Annotated in this window: 13 protein-coding genes; 2 read left to right on the forward strand and 11 right to left on the reverse strand. The window is 66.0% G+C overall.

The window, feature by feature from the left end:
• Window positions 1–204 precede the first annotated feature (204 nt).
• From GOQ09_RS16660 to GOQ09_RS16680, 5 genes are all read right to left on the reverse strand, one after another.
• Entirely contained in the window at window positions 205–546 is a 342-nt protein-coding gene (locus GOQ09_RS16660; protein WP_157614522.1) for an alpha/beta hydrolase, read from the reverse strand.
• A gap of 162 nt (window positions 547–708) precedes the next feature.
• Entirely contained in the window at window positions 709–1587 is an 879-nt protein-coding gene (locus tag GOQ09_RS16665; RefSeq protein ID WP_157614523.1) for an isocitrate lyase/PEP mutase family protein, read from the reverse strand.
• A gap of 4 nt (window positions 1588–1591) precedes the next feature.
• Complete coding sequence (locus GOQ09_RS16670) at window positions 1592–3046, reverse strand: bifunctional 2-methylcitrate dehydratase/aconitate hydratase (protein ID WP_157614524.1); 1455 nt, start codon at window positions 3044–3046, stop codon at window positions 1592–1594.
• A 46-nt stretch (window positions 3047–3092) separates the two neighbouring features.
• Window positions 3093–4259 (reverse strand): bifunctional 2-methylcitrate synthase/citrate synthase, encoded by a 1167-nt coding sequence (gene prpC / locus GOQ09_RS16675; protein ID WP_157614525.1) that lies wholly within the window; start codon window positions 4257–4259, stop codon window positions 3093–3095.
• Window positions 4256–4669: an acyl-CoA thioesterase gene (locus GOQ09_RS16680; RefSeq protein ID WP_157614526.1), complete on the reverse strand. Its 414-nt coding sequence runs from the start codon at window positions 4667–4669 to the stop codon at window positions 4256–4258. The genes prpC and GOQ09_RS16680 overlap by 4 nt, the downstream gene beginning before the upstream one ends.
• A gap of 105 nt (window positions 4670–4774) precedes the next feature.
• Here GOQ09_RS16680 and GOQ09_RS16685 point away from each other — a divergent pair, with 105 nt between their 5' ends.
• The gene (locus tag GOQ09_RS16685) at window positions 4775–6286 is read left to right on the forward strand and encodes a short-chain fatty acyl-CoA regulator family protein (RefSeq protein ID WP_157616744.1); all 1512 of its coding nucleotides are present in this window, start codon (window positions 4775–4777) and stop codon (window positions 6284–6286) included.
• Here the strand turns inward: GOQ09_RS16685 and GOQ09_RS16690 are convergent.
• Window positions 6228–7088 (reverse strand): hypothetical protein, encoded by an 861-nt coding sequence (locus GOQ09_RS16690; protein ID WP_242630862.1) that lies wholly within the window; start codon window positions 7086–7088, stop codon window positions 6228–6230. The two genes, GOQ09_RS16685 and GOQ09_RS16690, sit on opposite strands and share 59 nt — an antisense overlap.
• A gap of 40 nt (window positions 7089–7128) precedes the next feature.
• Entirely contained in the window at window positions 7129–9483 is a 2355-nt protein-coding gene (gene metE, locus GOQ09_RS16695; protein WP_157614528.1) for a 5-methyltetrahydropteroyltriglutamate--homocysteine S-methyltransferase, read from the reverse strand.
• A gap of 102 nt (window positions 9484–9585) precedes the next feature.
• Here metE and GOQ09_RS16700 point away from each other — a divergent pair, with 102 nt between their 5' ends.
• On the forward strand, window positions 9586–10512 hold the full coding sequence (locus tag GOQ09_RS16700; RefSeq protein ID WP_126746834.1) for a LysR family transcriptional regulator: 927 nt from the start codon (window positions 9586–9588) through the stop codon (window positions 10510–10512).
• 52 nt (window positions 10513–10564) lie between these two features.
• On the opposite strand, the gene mmsB is transcribed toward GOQ09_RS16700, so the two are convergent.
• The 4 genes from mmsB to GOQ09_RS16720 are packed head-to-tail and all read right to left on the reverse strand — an operon-like array spanning window position 10565 to window position 14147.
• Window positions 10565–11461 (reverse strand): 3-hydroxyisobutyrate dehydrogenase, encoded by an 897-nt coding sequence (gene mmsB / locus GOQ09_RS16705; protein WP_157614529.1) that lies wholly within the window; start codon window positions 11459–11461, stop codon window positions 10565–10567.
• Window positions 11462–11492: 31 nt separating this feature from the next.
• Window positions 11493–12608, reverse strand: a complete 1116-nt coding sequence (locus GOQ09_RS16710; protein ID WP_157614530.1) for an enoyl-CoA hydratase/isomerase family protein — start codon at window positions 12606–12608, stop codon at window positions 11493–11495.
• A gap of 28 nt (window positions 12609–12636) precedes the next feature.
• Window positions 12637–13791 carry an acyl-CoA dehydrogenase family protein gene (locus GOQ09_RS16715; protein ID WP_157614531.1) on the reverse strand — a complete coding sequence of 385 codons (1155 nt, stop codon included), beginning with the start codon at window positions 13789–13791 and terminating at the stop codon, window positions 12637–12639.
• Window positions 13788–14147, reverse strand: a complete 360-nt coding sequence (locus tag GOQ09_RS16720; RefSeq protein WP_242630863.1) for a lysozyme inhibitor LprI family protein — start codon at window positions 14145–14147, stop codon at window positions 13788–13790. Before GOQ09_RS16720 ends, GOQ09_RS16715 begins: the two co-directional genes overlap by 4 nt.
• Between the last annotated feature and the right edge of the window lie 14 nt (window positions 14148–14161).

The following is a 14161-nucleotide window of genomic DNA, read 5'->3' on the forward strand; positions in this document are numbered from 1 at the left end:
ACTTCCGGTAACGCGGCGCCCTGTAACCGGGCGTTCCAGGTCGCCAAGGCGCACGCTGCACACAGACTCGCCTACGCCTGTCGGTGCCCCTATGCCCTTCGCGGCAAACGCGAAAAAGCCGGACGATGCACTGGGCACCGTCCGGCTTTTTTGTCTTGGCGGGAGCAAGCGGCCCGATGCCGCTGTTCCCGTGCCTGCCGTGATTTACAGGCCGGCTTGACGCGTGAAGCTGCGAGCTTGCGAGGGAACCACGCTGCCTGCGAAGGCTTCGCGGCGCAGGTTCTGGCCCGGTGCGTGAGCGGCGGCAACGGCTTCGCTGCGAACTGCGGCGCGGTCGGTCGAAGCAGCCAGCACGGGAGCCACGGTTGCCGAAGCGGCGTCGCTGTACACGTTGCCTTCGCGGGCTGCGGCGGCGGCCTGGGGTGCCACGTCGGCGCGGCTGTAACCGGAGGTCAGGGGCTGCACGCCTTCGTACGTTTCTGCGTGGGCGCCAGCGGCGGCGAGCAGGGAGAGAGCGGCGGCGGCGAGGATGTTCGAGGTCTTCATTTCAATTTCCTTCTTGATTGGGCTTTGGATGCCCTGAAGTTTGCACCACGATTACAAGGGAAAACCCTAGCCAATCGAATCGCAGTGTTCATGAAACTGAAACAATGACGGGGAACTTTCTGACGAGAGGGCAAAAGTGCACATTCGTCTAAGAAATTCACCTCAGCCTGCGTATTTTTTCTCTAGCTGGTCGAGCTCGGGTTTTCCGACCAGGCGCTGCCGTTCGGCAAACGAAGCCACCAGCGACGGGTCTTCGTCGAGGCGGCGAGTATCACGCAAAACCGTCAATGCACGTTGCATGCCAGCTACCGCGCCCTGCAATGCAGCATTGGCGTACAGCACCAGGCCATAGCCGAGCGCGCCCAGCTCTTGGGCACCGAATGTCGGCGTCTTGCCGCCGATCACCATGTTCATGAGTTGCGGCTTGCCCAGCCGCCGCGGCAAGGCGCGCACTTCGTCGGCCTGCGTCACGGCTTCCACAAAAAGGATGTCGGCACCGGCCTCGCTGAACAGCTGCGCGCGCTCGACGGCCGCCTCGAAGCCGTGCACCGCCGCCGCATCGGTGCGGGCCATGATGAGCATGTCGGCATCCGTGCGTGCATCGGTCGCGGCCCTGATCTTGCCGAGCATCTCCGCCGTGTCGACCACCGCCTTGCCCGCAAAGTGGCCGCAGCGCTTGGGGCTGACTTGGTCTTCGAGCTGGATGCAGTCGGCCCCTGCCCGTTCGAGCACGCGCACCGCATGCCGCACGTTCAGCGCGTTGCCGAAGCCGGTGTCGGCATCGACCAGCAGCGGCAGGTTCACTGCATCGCGAATGCGCGCCGTGTGCTCCGCTATCTCATGCAGGCCCATGAAGGCCTGGTCGGGCAAGCCGAAGTGCATGTTGGTAACGCCGGCGCCCGTGACGTAGATCGCCTCGAAGCCGAGGTCTTCGATCACGCGCGCGGAGAGCGCGTTGAATGCCCCCGGCACCAGTACGCCGCGGCGCGCCTCGGCCAGGCGGCGCAGCACCTTCTTCGTCGATTCGGTGTTGGTTCGCATCGGATCAGGCGGCGTAGAGATCGACATACTCGTGCACCGCCATGGCCTCAAGCTCTTTCGCATCGAGCGACACATTGAGGATGGCCTGCTGCTGCTTGTGCGCGAAGCGGCGTGCCAGGTTGGTGCGGAACTTGGCTTCGAGCAGCGGAATGCCGTCCGCGCGGCGGCGCCTGTGGCCGATCGGGTATTCGACGACCACTTCTGAAAAGCCGGCGCCGTCCTTGAAGGTCACGGTCAGCGCGTTGGCAATGCTGCGCTTTTCAGGATCGTGATAGTCGGCGGTAAAGCGCGGGTCTTCCACGCACACGATCTTGTCGCGCAGCGCATCGATGCGCGGGTCGCTCGCCACGCTCTCTTCGTAGTCGGCGGCCGTGAGGCGGCCGAAGATCAGCGGCACCGCCACCATGTACTGGATGCAATGGTCGCGATCGGCCGGGTTGGCGAGCGGCCCCTTCTTGTCGATGATGCGAATGCAAGCCTCGTGCGTGCGGATGGTCACGCGCTCGATGTCCTCCACCTTCTTGCCCGCCTGCTTGAGTTGCGCATGCAGCGCCATGGCCGCCTCCACCGCCGTCTGGCTGTGAAACTCGGCCGGGAAGCTGATCTTGAACAGCACGTTCTCCATCACGTAGCTTGCATACGGCCGCTGGAATTTGAAAGGCTGACCCTTGAACAGCACGTCGTAGAAGCCCCAGGTCTTGGCCGTGAGCACGCTGGGGTAGCCCATCTCTCCGGTCTTGGCGATGAGCGCGAGGCGCACCGCGCGGCTGGTGGCATCGCCCGCGGCCCAGCTCTTGCGGCTGCCGGTGTTGGGCGCATGGCGGTAGGTGCGCAGGCTCTGCCCGTCGACCCAGGCCAGCGAAACGGCATTGACGATCTCGTCTCGCGAGAGGCCCATCAGGCGCGCCACCACGGCCGTCGAAGCCACCTTCACCAGCACCACGTGATCGAGGCCCACCTTGTTGAACGAGTTCTCCAGCGCAAGGCAGCCCTGGATCTCATGCGCCTGGATCATGGCGGTGAGCACGTCGCGCATCACGAGCGGCTTGCGCCCCGCCGCCACCGCATTGCGGCTAAGCCAGTCGGCCGTGGCAAGAATGCCGCCGAGGTTGTCGCTCGGATGGCCCCATTCCGCCGCAAGCCAGGTGTCGTTGAAGTCGAGCCAGCGGATCATCGTGCCGATGTTGAAGGCCGCCTGGATCGGATCGAGCTGGTAGGGCGTGCCGGGCACCTTCGCGCCATGCGGCACCACCGTGCCGGGCACGACCGGACCGAGCAGCTTGGTGCAGGCCGGATACTCGAGCGCCTCGAGCCCGCAGCCGAGCGTGTCGATCAGGCAATGGCGCGCTGTTTCGTATGCCAGCGCGCTGGTGATCTGCTGGTGGTCGAGCACGTAGTCGACGATGTCGACCAGCACCTGGTCGGGTTCGGGGCGGACGTTGCTGATGTGAGCGGACATGGTTCTTCTCTGTTGCGGTAAACGGTGCTTAGCTGTGCGGAAGCCTTCAGCGGCGGTCTGAAATCGGCACGAAGGCGAGGTCTTCAGGGCCGGTGTAGTTGGCGCTGGGCCGGATGATCTTGTTGTCCTGCCGCTGCTCGATGATGTGGGCGGCCCAACCGCTGGTACGCGCAATCACGAAGAGCGGCGTGAACATGGCCGTGGGCACGCCGAGCATGTGATAGCTCACGGCGCTGAACCAGTCGAGGTTGGGAAACATCATCTTGGCGTTCCACATCACGCTTTCGATGCGCTCCGCAATGTCGAACATGCGCGTGGAGCCGGCCTCGTCCGAGAGCTGCCTGGCCACCCGCTTGATCACCGCATTGCGCGGGTCCGACACGGTGTAGACCGGGTGGCCGAAACCGATGACGACCTCCTTGGCTTCCACGCGGCGGCGAATGTCCGCCTCGGCCTCGTCGGGTGTGTCGTAGCGCTTCTGGATCTCGAACGCCACTTCGTTGGCACCGCCGTGCTTGGGTCCGCGCAACGCGCCGATGGCGCCGGTAATGGCCGAATACACATCGGAGCCCGTGCCCGCCACCACGCGCGCAGTGAAGGTCGATGCGTTGAACTCATGCTCGGCATACAGGTTGAGCGAGGTGTGCATTGCGCGCTCCCAGCTTGCCGAAGGCGCGCGGCCGTGCAGCAGGTGCAGGAAGTGCGCACCGATCGAATCGTCTTCGGTCTCCACCTCGATGCGCTTGCCCTGCGTGGACCAGTGATACCAGTAGAGCAGCATCGAGCCGAGCGATGCCATCAGCCGGTCGGCAATGTCGCGCGCACCGGGCAGCGAGTGGTCGTCTTTCTCTGGCAGCACGCAGCCGAGCGCGGAAACGCCGGTGCGCATCACGTCCATCGGGTGCGCGCTCGCGGGCAGGCGCTCCAGTGCTTCCTTCACGCTCGCGGGCAGGCCGCGCATCGCCTTCAGCCGGCCCTTGTAGGCGCGCAACTCGGAAGCGGTCGGCAGCTTTCCGTGCACCAGCAGGTGCGCAATTTCTTCGAACTCGCAGACGTCGGCAATGTCGAGGATGTCGTAGCCTCGGTAGTGCAGGTCATTGCCGGTGCGCCCCACGGTGCACAGTGCGGTGTTGCCCGCTGCCACGCCCGAAAGCGCAACGGATTTCTTCGGCTTGAAGCCGGTTGCGGGCGCGTTCTCTGCGATCAGTGTCATACCGTCTCCTCGAGTTTCTGTTCATGAAAGTGCGGTGGGTTCGCCAGCCGCACCGGCCGTCCGGCGGCATCGACCGCCACCATCTCGAATTCACCGTCGAGCACACGGGTGAGCGCATCGGTGGCCACGTCCTGCACGCTGCCGGCCACGCGCACCGTGAGCGAACTGCGGCCCACGCGCGACACGTGCGTGTCGAGCACCAGCGTGCTGCCCAGCCGCACGGGCGCGTGGAACAGCACCTCGCCGCAGCGCGCCATCACCACGTCGCCACGCACGAAGCCGCGGCCGGAAAGAAACGCCGCCTTCGACAGCAGCTGCAGCGCTTGCCCGCCGAACAAGGTGCCGTAGTGGTTGGTGTGTTCGGGGAACACCACCTCGATCAGTCGGACTGTGCCGCGTGCGATTTGCATATTCGCAATTTACGCAAGATCGTGCCCATAATGAAGGACTGAATTGGCGAATGATTGCGAAGACCTCGCATGCATTTTGCGAATCTTGCGAAGAACGGATTGACGATGAAGAAGACCTTCATGGGCGTGCGGCTGCGAAGCCTGCGCGAAGAGCGCGGCCTGAGCCAGTTCGCGCTGGCGCAGCAACTGGGCTTGTCGCCGAGCTACCTGAACCAGATCGAGCAGAACCAGCGTCCGCTCACGGTGCCGGTGTTGTTGCGCCTGCATGCCACGCTGGGCGTCGACATCCAGGCCTTCTCCGAAGACGAAGAGGCGCGCCTGGTCGCAAGCCTGCGCGAAGCACTGGCCGACAACCCCGGCGGCGATGCCGTCGCGCTTGCAGAATTGCGCGAAGTAGCCACGCAAATGCCAGCCGTGGGCCGCGCACTGGTGGCGCTGCACCAGCGCCACCGCGACGCCACCGAACGGCTCGAAGCACTGGCAGCCGAACTGGGCGACGGCCGCGGCGACCTTGCGCGCATGCCGCAAGCTCGGCCTATGCCCTTCGAGGAAGTGCGCGACTTCTTCTTTGCACACCAGAACCACATCGCGCCGCTCGATGCCGCGGCCGAGGCCTTCTCCGCACAATGGCGGCTGCGCGAAAGCAGCCCGGGCGACAGGCTCGCGCAGCGGCTGCTCGAAGCGCATGGCGTGCAGGTAGTTCCGGCGGATGACGATGAAGGCGGGGCGCAACGCCGCTACGACCCAACCACGCGCGTGCTGCGGCTCTCGCGCTACCTGGAGCCGGGCCAGCACGCATTCCAGCTCGCAACGCAGCTTGCGTTCCTTGAACTGGGCGGGCTGATCGACCAGCTGGTGGCCGATGCGCCGCTCTCGAGCGACACCGCACGCTCGCTGGCGCGCATAGGCCTGGCCAACTACTTCGCCGCCGCCCTGCTGCTGCCCTACGGAATCTTTCTCGAAGCGGCCGAACAGCTGCGCTACGACATCGACCAGCTGGCGAGGCGCTTCGGCGTGGGGTTCGAAACCATCTGCCATCGCCTGAGTTCGCTGCAGCGGCCCGACGCGCGCGGCGTGCCTTTCTTCTTGATTCGCGTCGACCGGGCCGGCAACATCTCGAAGCGGCAATCGGCCACGCACTTCCACTTTTCGAAGACCGGTGGCACCTGCCCGCTATGGAACGTGTACGAAGCCTTTGCGCAGCCCGGGCGCGTACTCACCCAACTGGCGCGCATGCCCGACGGCCGCGCCTATCTCTGGATCGCGCGCACGGTGTCGCACGGGTTTCGCGGCTACGGCTCGCCCAACAAGACTTTTTCGATCGGCCTGGGCTGCGACATCAGCCACGCGACGCGGCTCGTCTATTCCAAGGGCCTGGACCTGCGCGACCCCGATGTGCCGACACCCATCGGCGCGGGCTGCAAGGTGTGCGAGCGCGAAGCCTGCCCGCAGCGGGCGTTTCCGTTCGTCGGCCGCCCGCTCGACGTGGATGAGAACCAAAGCCGCTTCATGCCCTATGCCGCGGCGCCCGACAAATACGGCACCGCACGCGCCGTGGTCAAGAACGCGGCCAGCCGCGCACCATCGTCCGGATTGCCACGGCGCCGCTTGCCTTGACCTCGGCGCGGTAAGCACCCAGCAGTGCCTCGCGCTCGGCTGCGGCATGCGGGTCGTTGCGCCATGCAAGCAAGGCAGCCACATCCGCATCTGGCAGTGCCGCGAGCAATGCCTGCGTCACCTGCTTTTCGAGTTCGCGCGCCACCGTCAACAGATTGCGCGGGCGCGGCGACGTGACGCCGCGCGACCACAGCGTGTCCACCGCCATGTCGAGCGTGCGGTCGGGCAACGACGTGAATTGGCCGGCATTGCCGCGGGCCAGTTGCTTGACGACCGAGCTCAGCAGCAGCTGGCTCGAAAAATCGACTTCCCGCATGTCGGCCACGGCCATGCGCTCGAGCAGCTCGGTGCGCGCGGGGTCGACCGGCTTCGCGCGCTCACGGTTGAAGAACTCGAACTTCGCCGCCCGGTCTTTCGCGGCGTAGTCGGCGCGCAGCTGCGCGAAACGGGCCACCGCCGTCACTACCTGCGGGCTTGGCGCGGCTGCGCCCTTGCCCGCGGCCGCTACTTCCTGCTGGATGGCGGCGACAGATGCCGCCACATCGAACGACCGCGCAGCGGCTCGGTCCAGCGCCTTGAGTGCACTGTCGGCAATGGCCTGGTCGGCTGGCTCCAGCAACTCGCGTGCATCGCGCGCCACCGCGCCCGGCGCATAGGCCGCCTGGTAGCGCGCCTGCACGCCTTCGAATTGCAGCAGGGCCTGGGCGCGGTCTTGCGCACGGGCCATTGCCGGGGCCAGCACCAGCAGGAGAAGAAAGGGCGCGAAGAAGAAACGTCTGGCAACGATTGAGAAAGCGGTCATGGCACCATTATTGGCGCTTGCCATGGCCGCTCTCTCTGCTTCAGGCGATGGCCAGTTCCTCGCGCAGCAGCTTCGCAGCCGTCACCATGTTCGACAGCGCGGCTTCAGTCTCGGGCCAGCCGCGGGTTTTCAGGCCGCAGTCGGGGTTGATCCAGAGGTTCTCCAGCGGCACCACGCCCGCGGCCTTGCGCATCAGGCGCACGATCTCGTCGACCGATGGAACGCGCGGCGAATGGATGTCGTACACGCCGGGGCCGATCTCGTTCGGGTAGCGGAAGCCGCCCGAACTGTTCTCGCCACCGAACCCCCGCAGCAGCTCCATGTCGGAACGGCTGGTCTCGATGGTGATCACGTCGGCATCCATCGCCGCGATCTCGGGCAGGATGTCGTTGAACTCCGAATAGCACATGTGCGTGTGGATCTGAGTCTCGTCGCGCACGCCCGAGGCGCTGATGCGGAATGCGCGCGTGGCCGACTTCAGGTAAGCAGGCCAGCCCGCACGGCGCAGCGGCAAGCCTTCGCGGATTGCAGGTTCGTCGATCTGGATGATGCCGATGCCGGCGCCCTCGAGATCGACCACCTCGTCGCGAATCGCCCAGGCAATCTGCTCGCAGGTGGTGGCACGCGGCTGGTCGTCGCGCACGAACGACCATTGGAGGATGGTGACCGGGCCCGTCAGCATGCCCTTCATCGGCAGTCGGGTCAGGCTCTGTGCATAGGCCGTCCACTCGACCGTCATCGGCGCCGGGCGCGCCACGTCTCCAAAGATCACCGGCGGCTTCACGCAGCGCGATCCATACGACTGCACCCAGCCGTTGGCGGTAAATGCAAAGCCGTCGAGCTGTTCGCCGAAGTACTCGACCATGTCGTTGCGCTCGGCCTCGCCATGCACCAGCACGTCGATGCCCAGTGCCTCTTGCTTACGCACGGCCAGCGCGATTTCGGCGCGCATCTTCTCGCGGTAACCCGCCGCATCGAGCTCGCCCCGCTTGAATGCGGCGCGCGCGGCGCGTATCTCCGAAGTCTGGGGGAACGAGCCAATGGTGGTGGTCGGCAGTGCAGGAAACGCGAAGCGCGCGCGCTGCACCGCTTGGCGCTTGGTGAAGGTAGACGCGCGCTGGTCATCGCCCGCCACGCTGCGGGCCAACCTCAGCGCCACATCGGCGCGGTGCACGCGCGAGCTGCCGCGCCTCGCAGCCACTGCGGAGCGCGCGGCCTCGAGCTCTTCGGCGACGGAGGCTTCGCGGCCCTCGAGCACGGCACGCAGCACGCGCAGTTCGTCGAGCTTTTCGACCGCAAACGCGAGCCACGACTTCAGTTCAGCGTCGAGCTTGCTTTCCGCCGCCAGGCTGAACGGCACGTGCAGCAGCGAGCACGACGGCGCGATCCACAGTTCGCCCCGGTTCTTGTCGACCGCCGGGCGCAGCGCGGCAAGTGCGGCATCGGGGTCGGTGCGCCAGATGTTGCGGCCATCGACGATGCCGACAGACAGCACCTTGTGCGCCGGGAGCCAGTCGGCCACGCCGGTCAACTCCTGCGGGGAGCGCACGGCATCCACGTGCAGGCCGGCCACCGGCAACTGGCAAGCAAGGCGCAGGTTGTCCGAAAGCGGCGAAAAGTAGGTGGCCAGCAGCAGCTTGGGCGCGCTGCGGGCCAGTTGCCAGTAGGCACGCTCGAAGGCATTGCGCCAGGCATCGGGCAGGTCCAGGCCCAGGATGGGCTCGTCGATCTGCACCCATTCCACGCCCTGCTGCTTCAGGCGGTTCAGCACTTGTTCGTAAACGGGCAGCAAGGCATCGAGTAGCGAGAAGCGGTCGAAACCCGCCTCTTTCTCCTTGCCGAGATACAGAAAACTCAGCGGGCCGAGCAGCACGGCCTTGACGGCATGCCCCGCCTGCTGCGCCTGCGCCACTTCATCGAACAGCCGCGCCGAGGCCAGCTTGAACTGGGTGGCCACGGAGAACTCGGGCACGAGGTAGTGGTAGTTGGTGTCGAACCACTTGGTCATCTCCAGGGCAAAGGTGCCCGCCGTGCCTTCGCAGCCGTGGCCGCAAGCCGCGTCGTGCACATGGCCGGCTTCGTCTTCCACGCCGCGGGCCATCTTGAAATAGCGCGAGAGTTCTGGCTCGTCGCCCTTGAAGCCGAAGCGCGCCGGCTCGCAGCCGAGCAGCTGGATGTGGTTGGCCACGTGGTCGTAATAGGCGAAGTCGCCAACGGCCACGTAGTCGAGCCCCGCGTCGCGCTGGGCCTGCCAATGGCGCGCTCGCAGCTGTTCGCCGACCGCTTCGAGCGCGGCGCGGTCGATTTCGCCGCGCCAGTGCTTTTCGAGTGCGAACTTCAGTTCCCGGTTGGCGCCCATGCGCGGAAAGCCGAGGGTGTGGGTACGGATGGTCATTTGCAGGTATTCCGGTCGCTGGATCTTGAGAATCCGCAATGGTCGGGCTTTGAGGCATATGATTCAAACGAAACGTTTTGCCCTTTCACTTGAAATTTGTTCATGTTGCAGTCCATCCTGGAAATACGGCACCTGCGCACGCTGGTTGCCCTGCGCGACACCGGCAGCCTGGTGCGCGCGGCGCAGTTGCTCAACCTCACGCAGTCGGCGCTGTCGCACCAGATCAAGCTGCTCGAAGACCGCTATGGCGCGCAGCTGTTCGAGCGCAAGTCGGTGCCGCCGCAGTTCAGCACCACCGGGCTGCGGCTGCTGCAACTGGCCGACACCGCGCTGCCGCTGGTCGAAGAAGCGGAGCGCGACGTGGCTCGGCTTGCGCTGGGGCGCAGCGGACAACTGCGCATCGTGGTCGAGTGCCATACCTGCTTCGACTGGCTCATGCCGGCAATGGACGCCTTTCGCCAGCGCTGGCCCGAGATCGAGCTCGACATCGTCTCGGGCTTTCACCCCGACCCGATCGCGCTGGTCATGCAGAACCGCGCCGAGGTGGCGATCGTCTCCGAGCAGGACCCGGACGAAACGGTGGACTACCACGCGCTGTTCCGCTTCGAGATCGTGGCACTGCTGGCCAACGACCACGCGCTCACGGCCAAGCCGCATCTCACCGCGCGCCACTTTGCCGACCAGACCCTCATCACCTACCCCGTGCCGGACGAAATGCTCGACATCGTGCGGCAAGTGCTGGCCCCTGCCGGCGTGGAGCCCGCGCACCGGCGCACGACCGAGCTCACGGTGGCGATGCTGCAACTGGTGGCCAGCGGCCGGGGCGTGGCGACCCTGCCGCTGTGGGCAGTGCAGAACTACCTCGATCGCGGCTATGTCACGGCGCGCCGCGTGGGCGCCAGGGGCCTCACGGGCCGGCTGTACATGGCCTGCACGCAGGGCACTTCCGGCCAGCCGTGGCTGGCCGACTTTGTGCGCATCACGCGCGAGAGCTGCTTCAAGAGCTTGCCCGGGATCGAGCTGCTTTGAGCACGGGCACCAGCCGCGTTGCTGCGACCGCGCACGCCGTCTGAAAGAAGGGCTACGAAGCCTTCTGTACCAGCTTCAGCACGCTCGAAAAATCGAGCGCGCCGTGGCCCGCGAGGCTGTGCGCCGCATACAGGCTGCGTGCCAGCCCACCCAGCGGCGTTGCGGCGCGCACGGCGGTGGCGTTTTCTTGAGCGAGCCCCAGGTCCTTGAGCATCAGGTCGGTGCCGAAGCCGCCTGCGTAGTTCTTCGATGCGGGAGCGGTATCCATCACGCCCGGCATGGGGTTGTATTTTTCAAGCGCCCAGTTGCCGCCGGAACTGCGGCGCATGATTTCGGACAGCACCTTCGGGTCGAGCCCGTTGGCAACGCCCAGCGCCAGCGCTTCGGAGGTGCCGATCATCAAGATGCCGAGCAGCATGTTGTTGCAGATCTTCACTGTCTGGCCTGCGCCTGCCGCGCCCGCGTGAAAGATGTTGGCACCCATCTTCTCGAGCACCGGGCGGGCGCGCTCCAGGTCTTTCGCTTCCCCTCCGACCATGAAAGTGAGCGTGCCGGCAATGGCCCCGCCGGTGCCACCGGAAACCGGCGCATCGATCATGGCAATGCCCTTGGCAGCGGCCGCCTCGGCCACCTTGCGCGAGGTGGCGGCCGCGATGGTGCTGCTGTCGATGACGAGCGTGCCGGCCACGATGCTCTCGAGCAGGCCGGGCTTGCCGGCGCCGCCGAGAAACAGGCCCTCCACATGCGCGCTGGCCGGCAGCATGCTGATCACCACCTCGGCGCCGACGACCGAATCGGCAGCGGAAGAGGCAATGCCCAGGCCATCGGCCGCGTATTTCCTGCAAGCCTCGGCCGACAGGTCGAAAGCCCTGACATCGTGGCCCGCCTTCTTCAGGTTCATGGCCATGGGGCCGCCCATGTTGCCGAGGCCGATGAATGCGATCTTCATTGTTTGTCTCCGTTGTATTCGTGGAAGAGAGTCAGACCAATGCAGCCAGTTCGGCCGGCATTTCGCCGCGTGGGCGCAGGTGGTCTTCGATGAAATCGGGCGTGATCTCTTCGATGGTGGCCGGGCTCCAGCGCGGGTTGCGGTCCTTGTCGATCAGCACCGCGCGGATGCCCTCGGCAAAATCCTTGTGCGCGCAGAAGCCCAGCGAAGCCCAGTATTCGAGCCGGAACACCTCGGCCAGCGACATGCGGTGCACGCGCTGCCACAGCTCGAAGCTCAGCGCAGCCGAACTCGGCGCGCCCTTCATGAAGGTCTTGGACGCGGACTGCAGCCACGCATCGTCGCTTTGCAGGTTGCGCAGGCGGTTCGCAATGTCGAGCAGGTCGTCGCCGGCCATCAGGGCGTTGATGGTGTCGTAGTGCTCGCGGACCTTGGATTGCGGCATTTGCGCGCCCTCGCCCGCCCGCGCGAGGATTCGCGAAAGCTCGGCGCGGTCGGCCTTCTGCTCGCCGTGCCAGCGCGTTGCGGCAATCGCCTCGAGCACCTGGCCCTTGTGCTCATGCGGCACCAGGACGTCGGCCAGTCCGCAGAAGATGGCGTCGGCCGCATTCAGGTTGGCAGCGGTAAGCGCCAGGAACAGCCCCGTGCGCCCCGGCGTGCGCCGCAGAAACCAGCTGCCGCCCACGTCCGGGTAGAGGCCGATGCTGATCTCGGGCATGGCGATGCGGCTTTGCGCGGTGACCACGCGGTGCGAGCAGCCCGACATCAGGCCAACGCCGCCGCCCATCACGATGCCGTGGCCCCAGCAGAGAAACGGCTTGGGAAAGGTGTGGATCAGGTAGTCGAGCTCGTACTCTTCGCGGAAGAAGTCTTCGGCGTAGGTGTTGCGAGCGGGGCCGCATTCGAGCAGCGTTTGATACAGCTGGCGCAGGTCGCCGCCCGCGCAGAAGGCCTTTTCGCCGGCCGCCTGCATCAGCACGCCGACGATGCCGTCGTCCTTTGCCCACTCGCGCAGCTTGGGCGTGAGCAGGCGCACCATGTCCACGGAAAGCGCGTTGAGCGAAGCCGGTGCGTTGAGCGTTGCAACGCCGAAGCGCTGGCCGCCGGCGGTCTTGATTTCTTCAAAAAGAACTACGGAATCGGTCATTGTCTTGAGAGGTTCTGGATGCGGGGCCTCAGCGGATATCGCTGTCCCCTTCCAGCAATTTTCGCGCAACGATCACGCGCATGATCTCGTTGGTGCCTTCGAGGATCTGGTGCACGCGGGTATCGCGCACCAGCCGCTCGAGCGGAAACTCGCTCAGGTAGCCGTAGCCGCCGTGCAACTGCAGCGCGTCGTTGCACACGTTGAAGCCGGCATCGGTCGCAAAGCGCTTGGCCATCGCGCAATAAGTGCTCGCATCGGCATGGCCCGCATCGAGCTTGCTTGCGGCAAGCCTCACCATCTGCCGCGCCGCCACCAGTTCGGTCGCCATGTCGGCCAGCTTGAACTGCAGCGCCTGAAAGCTGGAGATCGGCTTGCCGAACTGCTGGCGCTCGTGCAGGTAGCGGCGCGCCGCGTCCAGCGCGCCCTGCGCCGCACCTACCGAACAGGTCGCGATGTTGATGCGCCCGCCGTCGAGCCCCTTCATGGCAATGCGAAAGCCCTCGCCTTCCTTGCCCAGCAGGTTCTCGGCCGGCACGCGCACGTTGTCGAAGTTGATGGTGCGCGTGGGCTGGCTGTTCCAGCCCATCTTGTGTTCCTTCTTGCCGTAGCTCACGCCGGGCGCATCGGCCGGCACCGCAAACGCGGAGATGCCGCCCGCGCCGCCGCCGCCCGTGCGCGCCATGAGCACCAGCACGTCGGTCGACCCCGCGCCGGAGATGAAGGCCTTGCCGCCGTTGATGACGTACTCGGCGCCTTGCAGCTCGGCGCGCGTCTTGAGCGAGCCCGCGTCCGAACCGGCGCCCGGTTCGGTGAGGCAGTACGAAGCCAGCTTGCGCCCGCTCGTGAGGTCTTCGCCCCAGCGCTCGGCCACCGCATCGGTCGCCCAGGTGCCGAGCATCCACGTCGCCATGTTGTGGATGGTGATGAAGGCAGTGGTCGAGGGGTCGACCGCGGCCATTTCCTCGAACACCAGCGCCGAGTCGAGCCGCGGCAGACCGAGGCCACCGATGCGCTCGGGTGCATAGAGGCCGCAGAAGCCCAGCTCGCCGGCCTTGGCGATGGCCTCCTTCGGAAAGATGGCCTCCGCATCCCATTGCGCGGCATGCGGCGCGAACTCGGCCTGCGCAAAATCGCGCGCGCTCTGCGCAAAGGCGTTCTGCTCTTCGGACAATTCGAAGTTCATTGTTCGCGGCCCTTCCAGCGATCCAGTTCGGCGGCCCTTTTGCGGGTCGATTTCTCCAGGCAAGAGCTGAACACCAGCGGCCAGATGGAGCCGCCCTCGTTCGCTTTCGCGGCCCGCTTGCAGGCCGGGTCGCGGCCCTTGAGCCAAGCGCGCTGCTCGGTGCGCAACGCGACGCGCATCTGCGGCGAGAGTGTCTTCATCACTTCGCCGTAGCGGATGTTGAGTGCGGCATCGGCCGCGCGAAAATCGCGCGCGGCGCAGGCGTTCATCTGCTGCTGGTTCCCGTTGGGATCGCAGTCATCCGGACCAGCTTCGGCGGCCAGCGCGCTGCCGCCGAGCAACACGAGCGCCGTCACCGCCCCCGAAGCCG

The sequence above is a fragment of the Variovorax paradoxus genome (assembly GCF_009755665.1).
Lineage (GTDB): Bacteria > Pseudomonadota > Gammaproteobacteria > Burkholderiales > Burkholderiaceae_C > Variovorax > Variovorax paradoxus_G.

What these genes read in the sequence shown, in the direction of transcription:
- GOQ09_RS16710 (WP_157614530.1), bottom strand. Translation starts at nt 12,608, where the DNA reads ATGACCGATTCCGTAGTTCTTTTTGAAGAAATCAAGACCGCCGGCGGC.
- GOQ09_RS16690 (WP_242630862.1), bottom strand. Translation starts at nt 7,088, where the DNA reads ATGACCGCTTTCTCAATCGTTGCCAGACGTTTCTTCTTCGCGCCCTTT.
- GOQ09_RS16700 (WP_126746834.1), top strand. Translation starts at nt 9,586, where the DNA reads ATGTTGCAGTCCATCCTGGAAATACGGCACCTGCGCACGCTGGTTGCC.
- GOQ09_RS16715 (WP_157614531.1), bottom strand. Translation starts at nt 13,791, where the DNA reads ATGAACTTCGAATTGTCCGAAGAGCAGAACGCCTTTGCGCAGAGCGCG.
- mmsB (WP_157614529.1), bottom strand. Translation starts at nt 11,461, where the DNA reads ATGAAGATCGCATTCATCGGCCTCGGCAACATGGGCGGCCCCATGGCC.
- GOQ09_RS16660 (WP_157614522.1), bottom strand. Translation starts at nt 546, where the DNA reads ATGAAGACCTCGAACATCCTCGCCGCCGCCGCTCTCTCCCTGCTCGCC.
- GOQ09_RS16680 (WP_157614526.1), bottom strand. Translation starts at nt 4,669, where the DNA reads ATGCAAATCGCACGCGGCACAGTCCGACTGATCGAGGTGGTGTTCCCC.
- prpC (WP_157614525.1), bottom strand. Translation starts at nt 4,259, where the DNA reads ATGACACTGATCGCAGAGAACGCGCCCGCAACCGGCTTCAAGCCGAAG.
- metE (WP_157614528.1), bottom strand. Translation starts at nt 9,483, where the DNA reads ATGACCATCCGTACCCACACCCTCGGCTTTCCGCGCATGGGCGCCAAC.
- GOQ09_RS16685 (WP_157616744.1), top strand. Translation starts at nt 4,775, where the DNA reads ATGAAGAAGACCTTCATGGGCGTGCGGCTGCGAAGCCTGCGCGAAGAG.
- GOQ09_RS16670 (WP_157614524.1), bottom strand. Translation starts at nt 3,046, where the DNA reads ATGTCCGCTCACATCAGCAACGTCCGCCCCGAACCCGACCAGGTGCTG.
- GOQ09_RS16665 (WP_157614523.1), bottom strand. Translation starts at nt 1,587, where the DNA reads ATGCGAACCAACACCGAATCGACGAAGAAGGTGCTGCGCCGCCTGGCC.